Origin of the sequence: Segatella copri, from assembly GCF_015074785.1 — a bacterium.
GTDB lineage: Bacteria > Bacteroidota > Bacteroidia > Bacteroidales > Bacteroidaceae > Prevotella.
On sequence record NZ_CP042465.1, the window covers coordinates 1 to 23,327 of the forward strand.

The following is a 23,327-nucleotide window of genomic DNA, read 5'->3' on the forward strand; positions in this document are numbered from 1 at the left end:
TTATGCGTCGCTTCAAGGCTTCTAGGGAGCGAAAGGCAGAATACATAGCACAAATGGAAAGCGAATGCGTGATGACTATCGCCGCAGAACCGGTAAGGAAGCAGAATCATTTTGTGTATTGTGATGTTTAGCCATAAGCCAAGTATAGGTTAATAAATGCATTTTTCTCTTAATTCCTTGGTGTTTACGTCAGAAAGTAGTATCTTTGCAGCAGTCTTTATTATAGGAGGTTATACAATGATAGAAAAAAGAAACATTAGTTATTAAAAGCGATTCCCCAAAGGTAGCAGAGTGGGTGAAGCGTATGAAGGCATATAAGGCAGCTCAGCTGCAAGATATGGCAAAACGAGGATGCGAGGTTTGTGATATAGCTATGTAATGGATGCATTTGAATATAGATTTACAAGCAAGCAAAACGGGTGATATATATCGTGCGAATTCTGAATGATGGAGCGAGATTTTTGTCATCCGAAATAAATTCCGCCTTAGAAAAGTCTGATGTTGAGGTATGGGGAATATATCTCAACAGAATAGGTAGTTATAAACATGTGACAGGGATTCGGGATTATCACTTATCTCTAATCAAATTTATAGCTTCTTCAGGTCTCATGACAATGCGATATTGTATTATGTATGCGATGATATAGCCGATGTTCCGATGAATGCTCGTAAAAAGGCAGAAGGTTTTTCGGTACAGTATTATCGTAACAGACTTTTTACAAGTTTGTTTCAAAAGCTTCAAGGGTTATTAGATATGAATGTTGTTGATTTACCAATTTGCATTGATGCTTGTGGTAACGATATGTATATTCATATAATGGTTCGCGAAGAACAATTGGATGTTGCTAAGAGAATCAAGCAAGACGTGCTTGATGGTTTTAGCAAATAGGGCACTTTCTTACCCGCATGAAAGATGAAGATAAGGAATTTTACTCTATTCTTCCGTGTTACTATGTTGAAAGAACAGATGAGGTGAAGGAATGTGCAAAGTAATCCTTCACCCTGTAAACGATACAAGAATAACTATTAAAATACTGACATGTGTAACTCTTGTAATAAGATGGGACGCAGTGTTGACGATATACGATGGACAAGGAAAAATTCTGTTTATCTCAGATTTGATTAAAAGTCAAAAAGAGTTTTTGTTGGAAAAAGATGATATTTTAGTGAACTTTATGACTTGTGTGATGATGAAGAACAACGTAACCTTGTAAAGCAATTATTGATTAACTTTTCCTTGATGGATGAAGATGTTTATAATCTTTGCCTGAAGGATATGAGTAATAATATTGTAAATCGAGGTTATTCTTTAGATGAATGCTTGTTGGTAGCTACGGCTCACGACCATTTACCTGATAGTTCACAGAGTGTTTTGCAAGATATAAAATTTTATATGGAATTAGCAGGCTTTCCATCTGATAATTATTGTAATAGGTTTGATCGTTGCTTAAAAAAAAGAGACTTTCAGTCAATACGACATTTTTTATTCTTGATGATTTTGTTGGTAGTGGTAGTACATTGCTGAATCGTAAGGATGAGTTTGAAAGTAAAATGGCTCAAAATGGGAGAGAGTGCTCCCTGCATTTTGTAGTTGCTTCTGGGATGAGATTTGCCGTTGACCAACTTCGTGAGTTAGGTATTGATGTCTTTTGTGCTTATAAGATGAATAGAGCTATATCTGAAAGCTTTCTTCCCAGCGAGGTCGAACATAAAATTCAACTTATGTCGTATTTAGAAAGTAAACTAGCTACTATAATAAATGAAACAGAGCTTTCTGATTATCATTTAGGGTACAAACAGTCTGAGGCTTTGTTTTGTCGAAAGTCCAAAAATGTTCCGAACAATGTGTTTCCTATATTTTGGTGGAAGAGGTACGCAGATAATTCGGATAGAAAAACTTTGTTTATTAGGTCACAGAGTGGTTATTGATAATGGAAATCAAACGTAGATATATAGATTTGTTTCTCTCCTTGGGAAACTGCAGAAATGGGTTATTAGGATATACCATTTCTAATAGGTTTGATTTGACCCCTTCTGACGTTATTGCATTTATCATGGAATATCAAAAGAAGGGTCTCATAACCTGCGATGATGAATATCGTATCAAGATTACTGAGGCAGGTCGTGCAGCGATAGATTCATTATATGAGAATGGTGTAGTAACGGAGTATACTCATGGATCAAAATATTTTGAAGGGATGCGTATGGAAAATAGATTGAAGATAAACGAACCATACCTTCCGACAAAAGATTTTTTGAATACTGGAAAGAAAAATAAAGGTGGAGAGAATGTTGGAAACTAGAAAATAGGAGTGTAGTCGCTCCGGCAGGGTTAGGCTTTGCTTTACCCATCGAACACCACGGTGTTCGAAGTCAAAGTCTATCGACTTTGACAGCAACAGATTCATCAAAAATGCGATGCATTTTTAACGAATCTGTTGCAGGCGTTGTTAGGAAAGTAGTTCCAGTAATAATTCTCTCCCCTTTTAACAATATAAGATTATGACAGACTTGCAGTTACAAAAGATGATGGAACTTTGGAAGGCTTACTATCGTTCTAGAGGTATAGCTCCTGAGTTTGCCAATCAGTGTTTGGCTTATGCTCGTTCTTTGCTAAAGCAAGATATGCCTGTCATATTTGATTTACCACATCTTTGCTTGCTTTTAGGACTAGATGTATCATACTTGCATAGTATAGTGTATGGTGCAGATAAGCATTACCGTAATTTTTTTATACGAAAGAAAAGTGGTGGTGTTAGAGAGTTGTCTGCACCGCATTATACCCTAAAGTATGTCCAAACATGGATATATGAAAATATATTGAGCAAAGTTAAGGTTAACTATTGTGCTCATGGATTTTGTCCGAAGAAATCTATAGTGACTAATGCCAGGGTACATGTTTCAAACAAATACTTGTTGAAGTTGGATTTGAAGGATTTCTTTCCTTCGATTACGCAAAATCAAGTGATTAATGTTTTTCGTAGTTTAGGCTATAGCAACCATGTGGCATTTTACTTAGGTTCCATCTGTTGTGTAGATGGGCATTTGCCACAAGGAGCTCCAACAAGTCCAGCATTGAGTAATATTATTGCTCATCATTTAGATAATCGCTTATTGGGAGTTGCTAAGAAAATGGGATATAAATATACGCGTTATGCTGATGACTTAGCTTTTTCTGGGGATTTGATAAAACCTGTTTTTGTGCAATATGTTGTCAGGATTATATCTGAGTGCCATTTCATAGTAAATGCATCTAAGGTAAAGTTGTATAAGGGAAATGGTGCCAAAATATTGACAGGTGTGAGCTTGGCAAATGGACAAATACGAGTTCCAAGGGAATATCGTCGAAAGTTAGAGCAAGAATTGTATTATATTAGTAACTATGGGCTGGGGGAACATATTCGTAGAAGACGTATCAAAAATCCCCATTATTTAGAGTCTGTTATAGGCAAGACGGAGTTCTGGCTAATGCTTGAACCCGAAAATGAATTTGCAAAGCAATCATTAGAATATTTAAGAGCATTGTATAATCAAAAATATAATCAATAGATAGTAATGAATTATATAGAACCACAAAAAGATAAGTCTTTTTTCACATGTCCACATTGCAATATAGTTTCCTATATGGAGTATGCTAAACATCATTTTCAATCAGATTTTGCACTGAAAAAATTTATGAATATTCTGACGATAGCAAGGTGTATTAATTGTGGTAAGAAGATACTGTGGATAGATGATGAATATATTTATCCTCAAAAACAGGCGATAGAGCCTAATGAAGATATGCCGTCTTCTGTAAAGTCATTATTTGAAGAAGCTGGAAATATAATAGGCTCTTCGCAAATTTTGGTGCACATAATGCCCAACTGCAGAATTCTTTAAGAAAGTTTTACATAAAATGTTAGCGATTGTCCGACAAAAAATGTAAGTTTATTAGTGTTCAAAAAATAAGACTTACAATGGAGACAATCGCTAACATTTGCAAAGGTACAGAAAATTTAGGAAACAACCAAACGGATTTAAAATTAAATGCTTTTGAAGTGGGAGAAAACCTCGTTGCTTTCCTCATCCCCCACTTTGCTAATTTCGTTATAATCAACTATACCATCACAGAGGATGAAGTGGCACTGACGCTAAAAAGCAAGTCTACTTGCGCTTGCTGTGATCGTTGCCATATCGAGACACATCATACCCGTGGCTGGCAAAAAAGGAAAGTAACCATGCCTCCGCTCGGTGGAAAACGTTTTACACTGATTTTGTATATGCGTAAATTTCACTGTAAGGCCGATGGTCATTTCTTTACAGAGCAACAGCCCGATTGGCTCAACAAGTATGCTAGATTTTCCATTGACTGTACAAGACTAATGAACCAAGTGCACTTACAGATGTCATCAGTCTCAGCTTCCAGAATATTGTCGGATATGGGAATACATTGCTGCCCCAACACATGTATCAATCATCTCAAGAATATAAAACTAGCTTCAGATAGGACGGCAACCAACATTGGTATAGACGATTTTGCTAAAAGGAAAGGCTATTCGTATGGTAGTGCCATCGTCAATCATGACACTGGTCAAGTGTTGGAATTGATTGATTCTAGAGACTCCGAAAAGGTCGCTGAAGTCCTGAGCCTCTATCATCATGTGTCCACCATCACTCGCGATAGGGGCAAGTGTTACATCAAGGCTATAAAGAAGGCTCTTCCTGCAGCAACTGTTGTCGCAGACAAATTCCATATTATGGAAAATTTGACGAAAGCACTTTTCCCACAAGTCCAAAGCCGCTTCTTGCATGAAAGAAAACGTTTGTTGGACAAAAGTGAAATTGGTCCCAAACCTCCAGTCTTAGATCAATCCTGGGTGCTACAAGGTATTTATGCATCTTTGGACTCAATGAGTAAAGACGTGGAAAAAGCTAAAACATTGGCTAAGCGGAAGTTGTGTCTTCAAATGCATGTAAATCAAGAGCTCTCTATAAAGGATATCCATGACAAAACAGGCTATAGCAGTTGCGAGATTAAGAAACTGCTAGATGCAACTTATGAGAGTTTTCTCAACCCTAGCCAACTATGGGTATATAAAAATGTGAAGTACATATCAGATAGAATCTTAGAGAAAAAGACTTTGGAATACTCAGGTGTGGTCAAGGGCGTTCATGGTTCGGGGAAAAAGTATGCAATGAAAATGTTGCTGTCCATTCTGAGGGAGAAATGGAAAAATGAATATGGGGAGTACAAAGAAAGAATGAGGAAATTTCTATCAAAAGAAAGCATACGAATGGAAGAGCATGATCTTTGGAACGCAATTGTACACTTTAATTCAAGACCAAAGACGGAATCTGTCAAGATTTTCATGCAACAAAAAAACATGTATGATTTGAAATACTTTGTCTCCACATTTCAAGGGATATTGAGTGGAGAGAACAAAATGGGACTATACAAATGGATAAATATGGCCATTGGATGTGGGGTGGATGGAATAGAAAAGTTTGCCATGGGTTTGCTTGACGACTACCAGGCCATCAAGAATTCCATTACCAGCAAATGGAACAATGGAATTCTTGAAGGAACGGTATGCAAGATAAAAACAGTAAAACGAATTATGGCAGGACGAGCCTCCATCACCTTGTTGGAGAAAAAGGTTGCGCTTAAGCTTTAGCACTATGTGCACCAAAATTTGCGAAGAGCCGAAATATATATGCCCTTTCTCCTAGGGCTGCATGCGCATTATTGCGTTTGGCTATAGATAAGCTTTGTAATGAATTAGGTGCAAATGACAGAGATATAAATAAAAATATAGGTGAGTTGGTTTCTAAAGGGCTACCTTTGAAAATCCAACAAGCTTTGGATGTTGTACGAGTTGTTGGTAATAAAGCAGTTCACCCTGGTACCATTGCTTTCGACGTGGATGATGAGCATACTGCTATAATGTTGATGAATCTTATAAATATGATAGTTGAATATATGATTAGTCAACCAAAGCAGATAAATGAAATGTTTAATCAGTTGCCAGATAGTGTAAAAAAGTCAATTTCTAAACGAGACTCATTAGAGTAGTAAAACAACTATGAGTGAGGACCAATACAACGAATTGATGAAAGCCAACACAAAGGAGACTTTTGCAAATGCGAAAGGTCTTGTATTAGGCGCTAGTACCGGTACAATACTGTAATACTCCATTCTATATCAATGTTGATTTTATAAGAATAGGGAGTTGTAAACTGCCCACCCCAGGCGGTCCCATCCCGCAAAAACTGGCGAAGACCTTTGATGGTCCGCCAACCTTATAGCGTAGCGGTTCCGAGCACCGGAGGGCGGTTTCCTTCTTCTCGCCTGAGGAGAGAAGACCGAGATGAGAGGTGGAGCCTTCCTTAATGGTAAGGAAGGACGGGTAGGTTTTCGAAAATTTTATCATGTCCCTAATCCCATGTAATTATAACTCGAACAAAAAGGTGAATGTCAAGGTTGCCTAATTGGCAGCTCTGGCAATACCAATTAATAATATGCTTTTTTTGAAAAATGTTGGATGTGCTAACTGCTGAAAATCAGTAGTTACGTTCTAACGGTGATTTACTACTCAAGCACAGATGACGGAGTTGTTTCGTACAACTCGTAACAATATAACTATGCATATTCGTAACATCTTTAAGGAGAAAGAGTTAGACGAAAAATCAGTATGTAAGGAATCCTTACATACTGCCGCAGACGGCAAGCAGTCACTTAGGGCCATCTTGCGTACGTTAATAAAAATGTATACCTTTGCCCCGAATTTTAAATTTGGGACAAAATGAATATAAACGAAGAAGGCAAGTACTATGCCTCAATGGTTCGTTAGTTTCGAACCGAGTACAAGAGCAAGAACCTTCATGGGGTCTGTAAAGAACAAAATGTAAGCTATACCAAGATGCTTCATTGTTTGCGTAATGATTCTTATCGTAAGCCAAGTGCCAAGGCAGTGAGTTTGTGATGTGTTCCGTAAGATCAAGAAAACGGCAAAAGACAAATTGGTAGACTTACTCGCTCATAGATGGCAACTGGCAACAGTTACTTCTTGGGCATAAATTCAAATGATTTTTTCTTAAGAGATAATAAAAAAGCATTCATTTTAGGGCTTAACGTACCTAAAGTGACCGCTTACACTACTAGTTGTATAGTGTGTATGCAATATAGCTTTTATTCAGATATTGGCGAAGGATTAGAGTCGAATCCCTAAATTGGTTATTATGATAACGAAACAAGAATTATTGGATAAGATAGAGCAAGCTAATTCTAATGATGAATATTTGCGAATCGTGAGAAAATACATAATACATGGAATTCCTTATGTTTTTAAGGATAATGCAAACCGCTATTATGATTTTCGCGAGCAGATTGCAAACCATTGGCATGTTGGATTTCAAGAAGTCTTGATATTGGGCTCAGGAAAATTGGGATATAGTTATCATAAGAATTCTGTTTTCTCTGATGAGTCTGATATAGATGTAGCTATTGTAAATCAAAGCTTGTTTGAAAGTTTTTATTTAGAAATTAGAAATTTTCAATATCGGTTGGAATCTGGTTTGGAAACTTTAACTTCTCATGAAAAATGCGAATATAACCGTTTCCTATCGTACATGATAAAAGGTTGGATGAGACCCGATATACTTCCTGCAAAAATTACGGGTAAGTTATCTAAAGATGAATGGTTCTCCTATTTTAAGTCAATATCTTATAATAATAATCTTGCAGGTAACTATAAAGTTTCTGCAGGGTTGTTTAAGAACTTTGACTATATGGAATACTATCCTTAATTCCGCAACACTATAATTTAACTTTATTTATAAGTTCCTGAGCAACAAAAAGTTGCCCAGGATTTTGCCATGTCAGAATTTTCACTTATCTTAGTGTTGCAAAAAGAAAACAAGCAAAACTCTAATATGACATGGCAAAAATACAAATTAAATCTGAGAAACTCACACCTTTTGGAGGAATTTTTTCAATCATGGAGAAATTTGACTCCATGCTTTCACCCGTTATCGACTCAACACTGGGTCAGAGATGCAGCAGTATCTTCGGATATCAGTTCAGCGAGATAGTCCGTTCGCTGATGAGCGTTTATTTCTGTGGCGGCTCATGCGTGGAAGATGTAACGTCACAACTGATGCGCCATCTCTCGTATCATCCTACCCTTCGTACATGCAGCTCTGATACCATCCTCAGAGCCATCAAGGAACTGACACAGGAAAACATCTCCTATACTTCCGACCAAGGCAAGACCTATGATTTCAATACTGCAGACAAACTCAACACATTGCTTATAAACGCTTTGGTTTCTACAGGCGAGTTGAAGGAAATTGAGGAATACGATGTTGACTTTGACCATCAGTTCCTTGAAACGGAGAAGTATGATGCAAAACCGACCTACAAAAAGTTCCTCGGCTACAGGCCTGGCGTATATGTTATCGGTGACAAGATAGTCTATATCGAGAACAGCGATGGTAACACGAATGTGCGTTTTCATCAGGCAGACACCCATAAGAGATTCTTCGCTCTTCTGGAATCCCAGAACATCCGTGTAAATCGCTTCAGGGCAGACTGCGGTTCCTGCTCGAAGGAAATCGTCAGTGAGATAGAGAAGCATTGCAAACATTTCTACATCCGTGCCAACCGATGCAGTTCGCTCTACAATGACATCTTTGCTCTGAGAGGATGGAAGACGGAGGAGATTAACGGCATCCAGTTCGAACTCAATTCCATTCTCGTTGAGAAATGGGAAGGCAAGTGCTATCGTCTTGTCATCCAGAGACAAAGACGCAACAGTGGCGACCTTGACCTGTGGGAAGGCGAATACACTTACCGTTGTATTCTGACCAACGATTACAAGTCATCGACAAGGGACATTGTTGAATTCTACAATCTGCGTGGCGGCAAGGAACGTATCTTTGACGACATGAACAACGGATTCGGTTGGAGCAGGCTCCCCAAGTCATTCATGGCGGAGAATACTGTCTTTCTTCTGCTTACTGCATTGATACACAATTTCTACAAGACCATCATGAGCAGGCTTGACACCAAGGCTTTTGGGCTCAAGAAAACGAGTCGCATAAAGGCTTTTGTCTTCAGATTCATCTCCGTACCTGCCAAGTGGATCATGACTGCAAGGCAATACGTGCTGAATATCTACACAGAGAACCGAGCTTATGCAAAACCCTTCAAAACAGAATTCGGATAAGAATCCTTTCTTTCCGGTTTGAATCTGCGTATTACCTCAAGTCGCATCGTGGGGTAAGGGGATGGTGGCTACATATTGATGTTGTGCTGTTGCTTTTTACTGAAAGCTGCTACTAACGACTCATAAATCTACCCTTAATCGTGTATTGGATGATAGTTGCGGATTTTAGGACTATTATACAAACTCAATAAAGAAATTAAAATAGATATAGTTATGGCACAAATACCATCTTCTCCAAGCACAAAGAAAATATCAGATCTTATTGGAATGATTAAACGTGGAGATTTGATATTACAACCTGACTTTCAGAGAAAGTTAGTTTGGTCGATAAGACACAAGGAGTCTTTTATTGATACTATATTAAAAGGTTTTCCTTTTCCAGAGATTTATATAGCTCAGTCGGGAATTGATTTGGAGACTTTTCAAGCACAGCAAGTTGTCGTAGATGGGCAGCAACGCCTGTCAACAATAATAAGCTATATTAATGGTGAACTTCCTTGTAAGAAGATCCTACGTTATTCTGCTTTGGATAATCAACAAAAGGCTGCTTTCCTTAATTATGATGTTGTTGTTCGTGATTTGAAAGATGCCTCTTCTGATACGATTAAAGAGGTCTTTCGAAGAATTAATCTCACTCAGTACAGGCTAAATGACATAGAAATCAATAATGCCATTTATGAGGGTGAGTTTATTAGTACCGCAAAAGATATTTTGAATCATTTAGATAACGGTTCTTTCCCTTTATTTAGTGATAATGAACTAAATCGAATGGGTGATTTGAATTATATACTAATGATTATGGCTACCTTAGAAGAAGGTGGCTATTTCGCTGGTAATACGATGACTGGAGAATATATCGTAAAATATGATGATTCCTATGAAAATGCAGAAACGATGAAGGATAAAATCCTTAATTTGTTTCATGTTATAGAGACATTTAATTTGGATACAGATAGCATGTGGTATCGCAAGTCTAACTTTTTTACAATGTTCGTAGAATTATCAAAAGTTAGTCAAATCCCGGATGATATTGTTGCTAAAATCCATTCTTTTGAGGATGAAGTTTTAGCCAATAAGGGAAACGAAGAAAACGATTTTGGTAAGTATTATTCTGTTATGTACACAGGTACTAATAGTAGAAGTGCAAGAATAAAACGTGCAGATATTTTTTACAAATACTGCTTAGCTAAATAAAGGCAGATTCATGTATAGGTTTTGTAATGACCATTACAAGCGTTTTTTCTAGATGGTAATAATCAATACTCTGTTAATTCTTATGTAATCGATTGAAAATGAGAGAGTTAATTAACGTAATATAACTAATAAAATTTGGTTAAGTGGCTGATTATCAGTAACTTTATAGTTCTCTAAGCTCAAAGTTATATGACATCAGAACCACTCAACCAATATACGGAAATATGCAGAGATGCTATCAAAAGTTCATCTGCAAAGTTAAGCAAAACTTTCGAGAGTCTACTCTTGGAAATACTTTTATTGTACATGACGATACAAAGAAAGATAAATTTCACTCAAATGGAGCGTTACGGCACCCATTGTGAGCAGACCTACAGAACGAACTTCAACCGTGGTCGTGCTAAATGCATAGACTGGGTGAAGTTCAACCTTGCCCTATGCCGACGTTACTTGAATATGGATGGTCTATTGGCTATAGCCATCGATCCGAGCTACATCAGCAAGTCGGGTAAGAAGACTCCGCATATCGGTACTTTCTGGTCCGGTTGTGCAAGTTCCATGAAGCATGGGCTTGAAATCATGGGGCTTGCACTTGTCGATGTCCATGCCAACAGTTGCATGATGCTGCGCGCCCATCAGACTCCATCTACTGGAGAATTGAAAATGCGTAACATGACTCTCGTGCAACATTACATAGCGGTCATCAAGCGTTATAAGAAGGATTTGTTGAAGGTCACCGATATTGTTGTCGCTGACGCTTTCTTCTCTATCCGTCCGTTTGTGGACGGAATCAAAGAGTGCGGTTTCCATCTTGTCAGCCGCTTCAGGGATACTGCGAGCCTATATTATGTGTATACGGGACCTCGTTCCAATAAGCCTGGACGTCCCAAGACACTTGACGGAAAAATCAACTACAAGAAACTTGACCTCACACGTATGGCAGAGTTGCATATTGAAGGACTTGAAGGCACAGCCTACACACTCATAGCCTATTCAAAGGCATTGAAGCAGAAAGTGCGCCTTGTCATTTGGGTTATGCCGAACGGAAAACACAAGCTTTTCTTCTCAACAAAGACATCCATGTCGGGTGAGGAAGTGTTGCGCACATACCGCTCAAGATTCCAAATAGAGTTTTGTTTTCGCGATGCAAAGCAATATACTGGTCTTACGCATTGCCAAGCAAGACACAAGAACCAGTTGGACTTTTCCTATAATGCATCATTCGCATCACAGAATGTTGCGAAAGTGATGATGAAGGAAAATGAATTGCCGTATTCCATGGCTTCTTTCAAGGAGATTATGGCAAGCACATACATCGCTAAATTAATTTTCAACAAGTGTCGGAGAATACCGAACCGAAAGTTAATTAGTCATACTATCAAAGAACTCTTTGGCTGGCAACGTAAAGCTGCTTAGCCATTATCTCAAATTTTAACGAACTATTGAATAATAAAATCATCAATCAATGGGAGAAGAAACATTATTGATAGTAGGTAATGGATTTGACTTATCTATGGGATTTAAAACATCTTATGGCGACTTTATGAAGAGTTCATACTTTCCACATGAGGAGACTTCCAGCCTATGCTCCTATCTTCATAATCAATATGAAGAGAATATGGGATGGATAGATATCGAAAATGAACTTTCTAAGTATAGTCAACTACTTTCTAGGTTTGAGTTAACGCCAAAAACAGGTAAAATAGAATTGGGGGCGGAATCTTTTAGGGAAGAATATGAAGAATTAAAGACGTCTCTAAAATTTTATCTTCAAGAAGAAACCAAAAGAGCATTTGGCCCAAGTCCAGAGAACCCTGCAAAGAGGGTTATTGATCAATTACCAGCTGGTAGTAAGATTATATCTTTTAATTATACGAGTATAATAGAAAGATTAACATGGGATAAGTTTAAAGATTCAAAAGGCAATCTTTTGCATATTCATGGTTCTTTAGCTCCTAGTGATGATATCGTATTTGGTGTAGAGGATTCAGCAAAATTGTCTAAAGAACATGTTTTCTTATATAAAGCCCATAGCCGACATCTAAAGGTACAAGAATTTTCTGATTGGCTGAATTCTGCAGAGCGTATTATCTTCTATGGATACTCTTTAGGAGATACAGACCATCAGTATTTTGAGAAGTTTTTTAGAAAGCTATGTTCTGATGATAGGACATATACCGAATTGGTATTCTACTATTATGATCAATCATCTTATGATAACTTGATATGGCAGTTGCAAATGCTAACTAATCATAAGTTGACACAACTGCAGATATTAAATAAAATAGAATTTATAAACTGTTCTATGTGAGCAACTAATGAGGCGGTCCCATCCCGCAAAATATGGCGAAGACCTTTGATGGTCCGCCAACTTTATAGCGTAGCGGTTCTGAGCACCGGAGGGCGGTTACATCCCTAATCCCTATGGTAGGGATTTAGGGCTTGGGTATAGGGTAAGGACCCTCCCGCAGGGGAGGGACAGGTGGGGCATAAACAGCACCGAGTAGGGCGGTTACATCCTTCCTTTCTGAGAAGGGTTTCTGTCCCCTGTGAGGGGAACCGAAAGGGTCGTAAAGCCTATTGTGGCTTGGTTAGGATGTGGAGCTCTCCTTGCAGGAGAGACGGAGAGGTAGAAAAATTCCTTCTTTAATGGGAAAAAGCGATGCCAGTGAGCGCAATGAAAGCTGCTTTCAAATTGCCGAGAGCAGCTTATCTTATGCAAAACGATAATAAAATAACTTTTTTCAAAAAACTGATAGGTGTAACTACTTGGAATATAGTGGGGACGCTGTATAGGTGATATACCTTATTCGTGTAATTCGTGCAATTCGTGTTCAGTAAAATCAATGCGTAATTCGCGTGCAGAGAAATATCTATTGCTGCGAAGTTTAGTGAGAACCGTTGCTGCAACGAGAGTATCTGTGCAAATCCGTGAATTGAAAATCGGCGACCGAAGGGAGATTTGTCCACCGGACCCACTGACCAGTGGGAAGTAAAGCCAAATCTGTGGGAGATTAGAGCAAGAATCAAAAACTCCTCCAAAAATTTGGTAGTTTCACAGAAAACCCTTATATTTGCAGCCAATAATTAGAATATAACGATTATGGCAACATTGGTACTCGATAATACATTATATCAAGGCTATGCAACGATAGCAGAGCAGAATAACATCAGTGTGACTGATGCTATGGCAGAAGCTTTGCGATTATTGAAGCAACACTTGAAAAAGAAGCCAAGCCTTTCGTTAAGGCAACGACTTGAGAAGCGAATTCTTGAACTTCGAGATTTGCCAGCGAATTGGGATTACGCCGGTTCACCTTCTATATCATCAGAAGCATGTGATTATTCTCGGAAGGTTGTTGCATCCTGTAGCGAATCGTTACTTCAAGGATTAGCAATATTCCCAAATACCAATGGCTATATATTAATGCAATGGAAGACCTCCAAAGGAGATGCCTGTTTATCTATTCTTAGTGATAGGATAGTGTATGATGTCAATTATGGAGAGATAGAGAAAGAAGGTATCCTCCCTCTTTCAGAACTCCCTAAATTTTTGGAAGTCTTAAAGAAGCAAGCTAATGTTGTTTTAAAATAGGGGTAGTACCCAGCACCTTTAGCAAGATAATAGGAAGGCGGTCCCATCCCGCACAACCATGGCGAGGGCTTTGATGCCCCGCCAACCTTAGAGCGTAGCGGTTCCGAGCACCGGAGGGCGGTTACATCCTTCCTTTCTGAGAAGGGAAGGCTTGGTTAGGAGGTGGAGCTCCCTTTGGAAAGGGAGACGGAGGGATTCGAAAAAATACCTTTTTTAATGGGAAAAAGCGATGCCAGTGAGTGCAATGAAAGCTCGCTTTCAAAAATGCCGAGTGCAGCTCGCTTTATCAACAAGGAAGGACGGGATGATTTGCATGCAAAGCCATTTTGACAATCATGTGATGTAATCAGAATGAATACAACGAACAAAGGGGAACGACCAAAGACTGGTTGTTCCCCTTTGTTCGTTTAGAGGCAATTGTCTCAGGTGTATCTGGCATCTCTGATTTTCCCATCAATTATCGGCTTGCGGTATTCCTGCAAGGTGCGGCGACTGAGCTTTAAGTGCTCGGAGAGTTCCTGATGGACAGACAAAGCCACCGCAAATGACATATATAATAAAGTAGATGATGCCAACGCCAAAATACTGGCAGCCCTATAAGCTGCAAAAAAGAATAAAAAGAGGGATTTTGTAAAATGAACCAAAATGAACCATTTTTCCTGAATCTTTACATGAGAGATACAGAAAAACCGAAAACTTTCGTTCAATCAACGACTTAGGATATTATGTACGAAAAGAATAGTAAAATAATGTTGATTTTCGTAGAATGATATTAATTTTTTAACACGCATAATTTGCTAGTTTCCAACAATTTTCGTATTTTTGCAAGGAGATTCTGTGTCTCTTATATCGAGATTCAGTTGAACGGCATCAAAAAACGAACTTGATTCGTATGATGAAAGAGACAAATATACAATCACAGGTTACGTCCACTATTGCAGGGGACGACGGCGAAGCCATGGCAAAAAGTGAAGGATATGTAGCTGAAAATGGTTTCGTAGCAACAGATCCGACGCACTTTAGAAAGACGTATCATGATAAACTCCTTTAGCTAGCAATGCCAGCCAAAAGGAGTTATAAGAGTTAATCAAGGCGGTGTCGGGCAGCCCAGCTTCCAGCATCCAGACACGGACACTCCTTTGGAGTAGTCCCAGGCAAGTCCCGATGGCCCACAATCTTCGCTTTCGGAAAGAGAATCTTCAGATTCCTGAAAAGATCAATGAGTCTCGTTTCCTGCTCAGTTGTCATGGTGTTGCAAGGCTTGCCTTGCTCATCGAGCCCTCCCTCATAGCAGATGCCGATAGAGCATCCATTATAAGGTCTGGCATGAGCCCCCACCTCCAGCAGCTTACGGTGCTGCGTCATCGTTCCATCCTTACGGATGTAGAAGTGGTAGCCGATGTCATAAAACCCACGCGCCTTATGGTCACGGCGCAGCTGTTCCACACTATAGTCCTGATTGCATCGGCTAGCCGAGCAATGCAGTACCAGAAATCTCACAGAGTCGGCAGACATCATGTTCTTGCCGTTCTCCACTTTGGCGCGGAGCATGCGCTCAGAGCGTACCTTCCCCCCGCCAATGTTCATTGGAAATGTATCTTTCGCCATAGGAATAATTCAACATTTAACATTCAACACTTAACATTGCTATAAGGCATTCGCGCACGAGCTTACTCCCAGTGCCGTGAGAGCAGCAATCAGCGCCTGTACGATGGCATTCACGATTTGAGTCCAGGAAATCTTGTTTGGATTTGATTCAGAGTTAGAACGAAACATTTTCATAATCAATAAAATTTAAATAAAACAATAAGTTATCAGAGTTTAGCAGTGCCTCCCTTTCAGAGAGGTAAGGCACTGCCAGAGTTGGAGACTATTCCAATCCGTCACCATTGTCGGAACCAGTTCCGCCAGCCTCGGTGCCAGAACCGCCGCCAGTGGTCTCACCACCAGTAGTCTCACCGCCAGTGTTCTTTCCGTCAGTGGTCTCGCCGCCTGTGGTCTTATCCTTCTTCTCTTCACCGTACTTGACGAGTTCGATGGAATCAGGAATCAGGTTGTAGAGACGAGTACCATTCTGCAACTTGGTGAAAGAAGGACGGAAGGCAGGAACGAGACTCTTGACGAGTTTAGCGTTCGCCTTACTCTCATCTTCTACAGCTTTGCCGGTAATGAAGCGGATGAAGAGCTTACCGAATCCAAGCAACTCGATGTCGTAACCCTTCTTCAGGTTCTCCTTCACGTAGTAAGCATAGCGGTCGAGTACCGCCTTTACGTCTGCAGGAGTAGCTGTAGACTCCACTGCGATTTGGTTAGCAACCTCCTCGGTGGTCAAGGTACCGTAACTGTAAGGTCTAACAGAAAAGAGAGTCTGACCCTTCTTCTCACCCATGTTAATGGTCTTCTTTGCAACTTTGTAGCTTTTACTCATAATTAAAACATTTAAAAGATTAATACTAAAGTTCAGTCATCGTCAGTTCAAAGAGATTAGCAATCCCGTTTGTTCTGATTGACGTTGCGAAGATACAACATTTCGGAGGCGAAAACAAATGCCTTCACTGACGTTCACCATCTGTTTACTGCTCATTCACGATACGTTCACTTTTTATAAAAATCATAGCAATGGAAGATAATAATAAGGCAAATATCGTCTTTAATATCTCTGGCGGTAACAACCAGATTCTGCCCAATGCTATCAAGGCTGAGCAAAACTTTTATGGCGACAAGTACATAGAGGAGATGATGAAGGCGAAGACCACAAGTCAAGAGCCTGTTCTCTCACCCGAAACAACCCGTCTCTCCTTATATATTAATAATGTGGAAGCATTAGCAGAATATGTAGCCAAGCTCTCCGCATGTACCAATGCCAAGGAATTGGCTCAGGTGGTGATGGATATGGTGAATGATACAGATGTAAAGGTTGACCAAGATATTATGGTGAAGCAGGAGTTCATCGAAGTCTTACAGCCCTTGGCACCACAGGTTACTACGGGCATCAGTAATATCCGCAAGTATATCAATGAAGCCTGGTATAAGTGGAAATGATCACTAATGAAGTAGCGTGAGGAAAAATACTGACAAAAGGCACTTTTACGCACTCCATAATTTCAGAATTTTCAATGAATCCAAATTCGTTTTGTAGAATTGAAAATATGTTGAGGCTTGGTAAGTTGTTGATAATCAGCAGTGTATAAAAATTGGAAAATATACTTGGTCTCTTGAAAATCTATAGTCGTACGACTATGACCCCTATAGTTGTACGACTATAACTCCAGAGTTGTACAACTATAGCATGTATAGTCGTACAACTGTAGCTTTACAGTCGTACAACTATAGGATTTTCAACTCGCAAAACTTGCGGATTATGGTCAATTGCTGCTGAAAATTGGCTTTTATTGATTCTAGATGGTTAATTTAGTATGGAGGATAAAAATTTGTACATGATACAGAAGGCACAGGAGTTCATGAATGAGAATCACTTTGCCGACGTCTCCCGAGTGCAATGTCTGCTACGCAAGATGATGTCCAAGGAGTATCATGGCCTCATCGATCAAATCAAGGAGTGTCAGGATCCCCATGCTATCTTCAATATTCATGGCGGAAACAATCTCATTGCGCCCACTGCCAGCCAGGCAGAGCAAAAATTGGTGGAGAAACCTGCTGACGAGTTAAAAAAAAATAAGGAATAATCAAGAAAGAAAACCGAGATAGAAAGTTTTATGGCAACAATGAGGATACCCTCTCCATGCACCCACTTTCAGCAATATAATTGCAAGCTGATCCCCATAACAGCCCAGCGGTCCCATCCCGCACAACCATGGCGAGGGCTTTGATGCCCCGCCAACCTTATAGCGTAGCGGTTCTGAGCACCGAGTAGGGCGGTTTCCTTCTTCTCGCCTGAGGAGAGAAGACCGAGATGAGAGGTGGAGCCTTCTTTAATGGTAAAGAAGGACGGGATGATTTTAGAAAAACAGCACCGAGTAGGGCGGTTACATCCCTAATCCCTATGGTAGGGATTTAGGGCTTGGGTATAGGTTAAGGACCCCCTCTTCGCAAGAGGGGGACAGGGGAGTCGAAAAATGTTATAGTGCTTAGCTGCTTATTACGAAGTATGCAATGCTGAAAGATTTCGCTTCACCATTCGATATCACCGTAGATCTCTACAAGTAATTGGTCAGAGTTGAAAAAACTCCCCCAAAATTTGGTGGTTTCACAGAAAACCCTTATCTTTGCTGCGAATTAAATATAGAAGTTATGGCACAGTTAACATTACAGATAGATAGTCCATCTTTGTTGGAGCAATTAAAGAATGTCCTCTCTCTTATGAGAGGCGTTAAAATAGTTTCAGACTCCCCAGTTTCAAGGAGTGCTGCTTTGGAAGATGTTCCAAACGCAGAAACTTTGGCAGCAATGAAAGAGGCTGAGAGTGGTCATGATGCGGGAGTAGTTCGAGTAGATAGCTTAGAAAGTTTCATGGCATCAATGGAGGAATAGGGTTTATGAAAGAAATTCGAAAGACCTCGCAGTTCAAGAAAGATTATAAGCGTTTTAAGAATGATAAAGAATTTGTAGAAACGCTTATGGGGATAGTTAAGCTTTTGGCAGAAGGCAATCAGATACCGGAAGAATATAATCCTCATTCTTTGAAAGGCAACTGGAAGAACTATATGGAATGCCATATAGAAAATGATACACTTTTGATTTGGTTTGATAAGAACAATAATGCAATAGAATTAGTTCGTTTAGGTTCGCATTCTGAATTATTTGGTAAAGGGCGTAAGCGCTGATCTCCATAACAGCCAAGAGGGGGACAGGGGAGTCGAAAAAAACTTACGTTATGACCATAGAAGAGAAAAAAGTAGATAAGGAAGCAGAATCAGTTTGGGCAAAATTTGCCTACACTGCCTCAGACGGCAAAACATATCAAGTTGATTATTATAATTTAGATGTTATAATATCTGTAGGTTATAGGGTAAAGTCCGTACAAGGTACAAAATTCCGTATTTGGGCTACATCTGTTTTACGCCAATATCTTCTCCAAGGTTATTCCGTGAATCGTCACTTGAGAGCCTTACAGGAGAATATGGACAAGCGTATGACCCATATTGAGGATACCCAGGCTAAGCAGCAACAGCAGCTTGATTTCTTTATTCGGACTTCGACCCCTCCTGCAGAGATGGTCTTCTTCGAAGGTGATTTCTATACAGCAAGAGTTGCTTTGGAGAACCTGGTTAGTTCAGCCAATCATCGAGTAATCATCATAGATGGCTATGTTTCATCGCTAACCCTTCCCCAACAATCATATAGACATCCGAAAATGGAAAAACGAGTCCCATGACCGCTGGCTTATCATAGATGACAGCCTCTATCATTGTGGTCATTCATTAAATGCCAATGGCGGTCATAAGATTTCCGCCATAACCCTGATGGGTACCTCTCCTGAGGTAATCCTCTCAAAAGTAGAATAAAAATAATATTCCTCATTCGAGCGACGACAAGTGCAGAGCGATACTGCAATGAGGAACAAAAATGGTGGTCTCAATCTGCAAGCTGTTCCTATGCACCCCCAATCAGCAAGCTATAGCAAATTATAACAAGTTTATAGCAAATTATAGCAAGTTATACCCAGGCGGTCCCATCCCGCACAATTTGGCGAGGGCTTTGATGCCCCGCCAACCTTATAGCGTAGCGGTTCCGAGCACCGGAGGGCGGTTACATCCCTAATCCCTATGGTAGGGATTTAGGGCTTGGGTATAGGGTAAGGACCCTCCCGCTGGGGAGGGACAGGTGGGGCATAAACAGTACCGAGTAGGGCGGTTACATCCTTCCTTTCTGAGAAGGGAAGGCTTGGTTAGGATGTATCAGGTGTATCTGTCATCATCACAAAGGTTGCAACCAAACGAAAGATGGAGAAGGCACTACGCAAATCTATCTCAATTCCATCAAAAGCTCAGAAGTAGATGATGCCAACGCCAAAATAGTGGCAGCCCTATAAGCCACAAAAAAGAATAAAAAGAGGGATTTTATAAAATGAACCAAAATGAACCATTTTTCCAGAATCTTTACATGAGAGACACAGAAAAACCGAAAACTTTCGTTCAATCAACGACTTAGGAAATTATGTACGAAAAGAATAGTAAAATAATGTTGATTTTCGTAGAATGATATTAATTTTTTAACACGCATAATTTGCTAGTTTCCAACAATTTTCGTATTTTTGCAAGGAGATTCTGTGTCTCTTAAATCGAGATTCAGATGAACGACATCAAAAAACGAACTTGATTCGTATGATGAAAGAGACAAATATACAATCACAGGTTACGTCCACTATTGCAGGGGACGACGGCGAAGCCATGGCAAAAAGTGAAGAAAACGCTAAGGAAATGGCTCCCAAAAAGCCTAATGAAGGGCTTATAAAACCTGATGATGCAGGATGGTACGTGGCTGTAGTGAGAGTGAATTGTGAAACGAGAATCGCTGATTCTATACGAATAAATCTCAATCGCAATCATGTTTGGTTTGATTACTGGATTCCTAAGGTAAAAGTAGTTTATATAGACAAGCGTTCCAATAAGCGAAGAGTGAAAGAAAAGCTATTTCTTTCCACTTTCATCTTTTGTAACGTCTCTCCGTCACAACTTGATAAGATCCGCTTCCGTTCGGATGTGTATAAGATGCTGACGATGCCAGGTCAAAGGAAAAGCATGAAAGGTGTGGAAGCATACGTGCAGAGCTATAATGGCAAGAAAGCCGTCATCGGCAGCGAAATCAAGTACATCAGTGGTGCAACGCTTACGATAAGTAGAAATTTGTTGGAAATTGTAGAAAATTAAAAACTCCTCCAAAAATTTGGTAGTTTCAAAGAAAACCCTTATATTTGCAGGCAAAAAGGAGATACAATAATGAAGACAATAGATCAGATTTTGAAAATAAAGGCAGTAGTGCTTTACATTCTGAAAGCATTCCCAGAAGGAGTTGATTATATTCATCTCTTTAAGGTTATGTATTTTGCGCAGCAAGATCAGTTAAAGGAATACGGATTGCCAATCATTTACGATACCTTTGTTGCAAGAAAGCATGGTCCAGTACCTGCTTTAACCTATAAGGTGTTGCGTGGTATTGAAGGCAAGGCAGACCTTTCTACGCCAGAATTAAAGGATTTTGCAGATTCTTTGAATATAGCCATCTCTCAGGATGGTCATCAACTTGTTCTAGCTTCCAAGAATGCGGAATGCGATATGGATGAACTGTCTGTAGCTGATGTGAAGATGTTGGATAAATGGATTGAAAAGTGCAAGGATGTAGAATCCTTTGACCTATCCGATAAGTCACATGAAGACAGAGCTTGGAAACGTGCAAAACGTCAGGCTGACAAGACAGGTGAGGACTCCAAGATAACCATGTATGATATGGCAGCTGCGGCAGGAGCAAGCAAAGACATGCTATGTGTAATTCGCGACCGTCAATCAGTTCAAAAAGCATTGTCATGGATTTAAGGGAGTTGCAGAAATCCTATCTTGATAATCTTCGTAAGGTTACCGAAGATAAATTAGAAATAGGTTCGTTGGTACGAACAGTTATTTCTATAGAAGAAGGTTTGGTTTTCAAGGATGGAAGAAAGCAGAAACCAAAGAAGTTAGTAATTATCGGAGTAGATAAAGTGAAAAAAGTATGTTATGGTTCAGTATTGGTTAATACAAAAATGAGTCCTAAGGCAGCTTATTCCGATTCTTTTCTTTCAGCCCAATATCTTCTTCATCAAACAGATTATCCTGAATTCTTGAAGTATGATAGTTTTGTTGATTGTGGCATGCTCTTTTCTATCCCATTAAAGAAATTGATGGAAGGAGAGTATTTTGGAACTTTGACCTCCCAAGATCTCCAAGGAATCTTTGAGGTTCTTAAAACAACCGAAACTCTTACTAATAAAGAAAAGAAGAGATTTGGAATTTTATAAAGTATTCTTCCCCATTCGAATGGCGACAAGTGCAGAGCGATACTGCAATGAGGAACAAAATAAAATTAAACACCATCGTATTCCGCACAACTCAAAAGATCTGCGTCATCAGCGAGATCCGCGTGCCCTTAATCCCCCCAGACCGCACAGGTCTAAGAAATCTGTGTTTATCTGTGCAATCTGTGGGACTTAAAAAGAATAAACTCCTCATTCGAGCGACGACCAGTGCAGAGCGATACTGCAATGAGGAACAAATATGGTGATTCCAACCAGCAAGCCGTCCCCATGCGTTCCCAATCAGCAAGCTATAGTAAGGCGGTCCCCATCATCAAGATGTCCCCTGGCGGTCCCATCCCGCACAATATGACGAAGACCTTTGATGGTCCGCCAACCTTAGAGCGTAGCGGTTCCGAGCACCGAGTAGGGCGGTTTCCTCCCTCGCTCCTGAGGAGAGAGGGTCGGGGTGAGAGGTGGAGCCTTCCTTAACGGTAAGGAAGGACGGGTAGGTTTTCGAACAGATAGCACTGTAGGGCGGTTACATCCCTAATCCCTATGGTAGGGATTTAGGGCTTGGGTATAGGGTAAGGACCCCCTCTTCGCAAGAGGGGGACAGGGGAGTCGAAAAAACAATATAATACAATGAACAAAGAAGAAAGAAATTCCTTTCGAAAGGAAATGATTGGTAAGTTAGAAGAACAATGGGCTAAGTCGAATAGCCCAGAAGACGACCTCTTCTATTATCACCCTTCAGAAGATAAAATCGTTCTATCCCATGCCCTGTTCTGGGTTATGACCCAAAATATCAAAGGTAAGGTAGGCAAGGAAAAGTACTTATTGCTTCTCCGCCAATATCAGGAAGAGATGCTCGAAGCATACTTAACTGAATCAGAAGATTTCAAAGACCTGCTTCACTATTGTAACGTCATATACAATACCCTTCCTGTAATCCTTCGAAGCATGTACGATTTCCGTATCCACTTAGATGCTCGTAAGCTTGCCGCCATAACGATAGTCGCTGGCGGTTATGGTGGTGATATGCCAGAAGACCAGGCTTATGACCTCCTCGATGATATAGACTTCTATTATAATAAGGTGAAGTGCCGCAAGATAGAAAAGCTCATGCCGGTATTGAGTAAGTTGGTAATAGAAGAGCAAAAGTTACTTTAGCTTGCATTGAGGAATGCTTCTGACGCTATAATATAGTGGGTACGATGTAATGGTGATATACGGAGAATGTCAAGGCTGCCTAAATGGCAGCTTTGGCAATACCAATTAATAATATGCTTTTTTTGAAAAATTATTGGATGTGCTAACTACTGAAAATCAGTAGTTACGTTCTAACGGTGATTTACTCCAGATGGCAACAAAATAGTTC

The 23,327-nt window shown here is 39.9% G+C and carries 26 protein-coding genes; 23 read left to right on the forward strand and 3 right to left on the reverse strand.

Translation table 11 applies throughout. The features are described 5' to 3' along the window. The first annotated feature begins 658 nt into the window (after positions 1 to 658). The 14 genes from FO447_RS15365 to FO447_RS16145 all read left to right on the forward strand — a co-directional run bounded on the left by FO447_RS15365 (position 659) and on the right by FO447_RS16145 (position 15,049). Entirely contained in the window at positions 659 to 889 is a 231-nt protein-coding gene (locus tag FO447_RS15365; RefSeq protein WP_200758657.1) for a hypothetical protein, read from the forward strand. 554 nt (positions 890 to 1,443) lie between these two features. Beyond that, positions 1,444 to 1,929, forward strand: a complete 486-nt coding sequence (locus FO447_RS15370; RefSeq protein ID WP_200758658.1) for a phosphoribosyltransferase-like protein — start codon at positions 1,444 to 1,446, stop codon at positions 1,927 to 1,929. A gap of 2 nt (positions 1,930 to 1,931) precedes the next feature. Then, the gene (locus FO447_RS15375) at positions 1,932 to 2,303 is read left to right on the forward strand and encodes a hypothetical protein (protein ID WP_118191157.1); all 372 of its coding nucleotides are present in this window, start codon (positions 1,932 to 1,934) and stop codon (positions 2,301 to 2,303) included. Between the two features lie 199 nt (positions 2,304 to 2,502). Beyond that, positions 2,503 to 3,549 carry a reverse transcriptase family protein gene (locus tag FO447_RS15380; protein WP_118191155.1) on the forward strand — a complete coding sequence of 349 codons (1,047 nt, stop codon included), beginning with the start codon at positions 2,503 to 2,505 and terminating at the stop codon, positions 3,547 to 3,549. A 6-nt stretch (positions 3,550 to 3,555) separates the two neighbouring features. Further along, entirely contained in the window at positions 3,556 to 3,882 is a 327-nt protein-coding gene (locus tag FO447_RS15385; RefSeq protein ID WP_200758659.1) for a hypothetical protein, read from the forward strand. Between the two features lie 77 nt (positions 3,883 to 3,959). Next, positions 3,960 to 5,657: an ISL3 family transposase gene (locus FO447_RS15390; RefSeq protein WP_118082171.1), complete on the forward strand. Its 1,698-nt coding sequence runs from the start codon at positions 3,960 to 3,962 to the stop codon at positions 5,655 to 5,657. Positions 5,658 to 5,692: 35 nt separating this feature from the next. Further along, positions 5,693 to 6,055 (forward strand): DUF4145 domain-containing protein, encoded by a 363-nt coding sequence (locus tag FO447_RS15395; RefSeq protein WP_200758725.1) that lies wholly within the window; start codon positions 5,693 to 5,695, stop codon positions 6,053 to 6,055. A gap of 1,187 nt (positions 6,056 to 7,242) precedes the next feature. After that, positions 7,243 to 7,788 (forward strand): hypothetical protein, encoded by a 546-nt coding sequence (locus FO447_RS15400; protein ID WP_200758660.1) that lies wholly within the window; start codon positions 7,243 to 7,245, stop codon positions 7,786 to 7,788. A gap of 131 nt (positions 7,789 to 7,919) precedes the next feature. Then, positions 7,920 to 9,209, forward strand: a complete 1,290-nt coding sequence (locus tag FO447_RS15405) for an IS1380-like element IS612 family transposase (RefSeq protein WP_005814044.1) — start codon at positions 7,920 to 7,922, stop codon at positions 9,207 to 9,209. Between the two features lie 213 nt (positions 9,210 to 9,422). Next, positions 9,423 to 10,403, forward strand: a complete 981-nt coding sequence (locus tag FO447_RS15410; protein ID WP_118191147.1) for a DUF262 domain-containing protein — start codon at positions 9,423 to 9,425, stop codon at positions 10,401 to 10,403. A 189-nt stretch (positions 10,404 to 10,592) separates the two neighbouring features. Then, on the forward strand, positions 10,593 to 11,819 hold the full coding sequence (locus FO447_RS15415) for a transposase (protein WP_117664388.1): 1,227 nt from the start codon (positions 10,593 to 10,595) through the stop codon (positions 11,817 to 11,819). A 49-nt stretch (positions 11,820 to 11,868) separates the two neighbouring features. Then, positions 11,869 to 12,714: an AbiH family protein gene (locus tag FO447_RS15420; protein ID WP_118191145.1), complete on the forward strand. Its 846-nt coding sequence runs from the start codon at positions 11,869 to 11,871 to the stop codon at positions 12,712 to 12,714. 792 nt (positions 12,715 to 13,506) lie between these two features. Next, a complete protein-coding gene (locus tag FO447_RS15425) occupies positions 13,507 to 13,998 on the forward strand; it encodes a hypothetical protein (protein WP_200758661.1) in 492 nt (163 codons plus the stop codon). An 892-nt stretch (positions 13,999 to 14,890) separates the two neighbouring features. After that, complete coding sequence (locus FO447_RS16145) at positions 14,891 to 15,049, forward strand: hypothetical protein (protein ID WP_234699136.1); 159 nt, start codon at positions 14,891 to 14,893, stop codon at positions 15,047 to 15,049. Between the two features lie 32 nt (positions 15,050 to 15,081). Here FO447_RS16145 and FO447_RS15430 read toward each other — a convergent pair whose 3' ends face one another. From FO447_RS15430 to FO447_RS15440, 3 genes are all read right to left on the reverse strand, one after another. Further along, positions 15,082 to 15,606: an N-acetylmuramoyl-L-alanine amidase gene (locus FO447_RS15430; protein WP_200758663.1), complete on the reverse strand. Its 525-nt coding sequence runs from the start codon at positions 15,604 to 15,606 to the stop codon at positions 15,082 to 15,084. Positions 15,607 to 15,645: 39 nt separating this feature from the next. Further along, positions 15,646 to 15,780 carry a smalltalk protein gene (locus FO447_RS15435; RefSeq protein ID WP_153079614.1) on the reverse strand — a complete coding sequence of 45 codons (135 nt, stop codon included), beginning with the start codon at positions 15,778 to 15,780 and terminating at the stop codon, positions 15,646 to 15,648. Between the two features lie 88 nt (positions 15,781 to 15,868). Beyond that, on the reverse strand, positions 15,869 to 16,426 hold the full coding sequence (locus tag FO447_RS15440; protein WP_200758665.1) for an HU family DNA-binding protein: 558 nt from the start codon (positions 16,424 to 16,426) through the stop codon (positions 15,869 to 15,871). A 191-nt stretch (positions 16,427 to 16,617) separates the two neighbouring features. Between FO447_RS15440 and FO447_RS15445 the strand changes: the two genes are divergently transcribed. The 9 genes from FO447_RS15445 to FO447_RS15485 all read left to right on the forward strand — a co-directional run bounded on the left by FO447_RS15445 (position 16,618) and on the right by FO447_RS15485 (position 23,119). Continuing rightward, a complete protein-coding gene (locus FO447_RS15445; RefSeq protein ID WP_200758667.1) occupies positions 16,618 to 17,040 on the forward strand; it encodes a hypothetical protein in 423 nt (140 codons plus the stop codon). Positions 17,041 to 17,414: 374 nt separating this feature from the next. After that, positions 17,415 to 17,684, forward strand: a complete 270-nt coding sequence (locus FO447_RS15450) for a transcription-repair coupling factor (protein WP_200758669.1) — start codon at positions 17,415 to 17,417, stop codon at positions 17,682 to 17,684. A 565-nt stretch (positions 17,685 to 18,249) separates the two neighbouring features. Next, complete coding sequence (locus FO447_RS15455) at positions 18,250 to 18,489, forward strand: hypothetical protein (protein WP_117695786.1); 240 nt, start codon at positions 18,250 to 18,252, stop codon at positions 18,487 to 18,489. A gap of 5 nt (positions 18,490 to 18,494) precedes the next feature. Next, positions 18,495 to 18,782: a type II toxin-antitoxin system YafQ family toxin gene (locus tag FO447_RS15460; protein ID WP_117729061.1), complete on the forward strand. Its 288-nt coding sequence runs from the start codon at positions 18,495 to 18,497 to the stop codon at positions 18,780 to 18,782. A 50-nt stretch (positions 18,783 to 18,832) separates the two neighbouring features. Then, positions 18,833 to 19,333: a RhuM family protein gene (gene rhuM, locus FO447_RS15465; protein ID WP_200758671.1), complete on the forward strand. Its 501-nt coding sequence runs from the start codon at positions 18,833 to 18,835 to the stop codon at positions 19,331 to 19,333. Positions 19,334 to 20,282: 949 nt separating this feature from the next. After that, positions 20,283 to 20,828 carry a hypothetical protein gene (locus FO447_RS15470; RefSeq protein WP_200758673.1) on the forward strand — a complete coding sequence of 182 codons (546 nt, stop codon included), beginning with the start codon at positions 20,283 to 20,285 and terminating at the stop codon, positions 20,826 to 20,828. A 69-nt stretch (positions 20,829 to 20,897) separates the two neighbouring features. Next, positions 20,898 to 21,491, forward strand: coding sequence for a Panacea domain-containing protein (locus FO447_RS15475; RefSeq protein WP_153092573.1), 594 nt, complete (start codon positions 20,898 to 20,900; stop codon positions 21,489 to 21,491). Beyond that, a complete protein-coding gene (locus FO447_RS15480; protein ID WP_153128395.1) occupies positions 21,482 to 21,952 on the forward strand; it encodes a hypothetical protein in 471 nt (156 codons plus the stop codon). Before FO447_RS15475 ends, FO447_RS15480 begins: the two co-directional genes overlap by 10 nt. A 639-nt stretch (positions 21,953 to 22,591) precedes the next feature. Further along, the gene (locus FO447_RS15485) at positions 22,592 to 23,119 is read left to right on the forward strand and encodes a hypothetical protein (RefSeq protein WP_200758675.1); all 528 of its coding nucleotides are present in this window, start codon (positions 22,592 to 22,594) and stop codon (positions 23,117 to 23,119) included. The last annotated feature ends 208 nt before the right edge of the window (positions 23,120 to 23,327 follow it).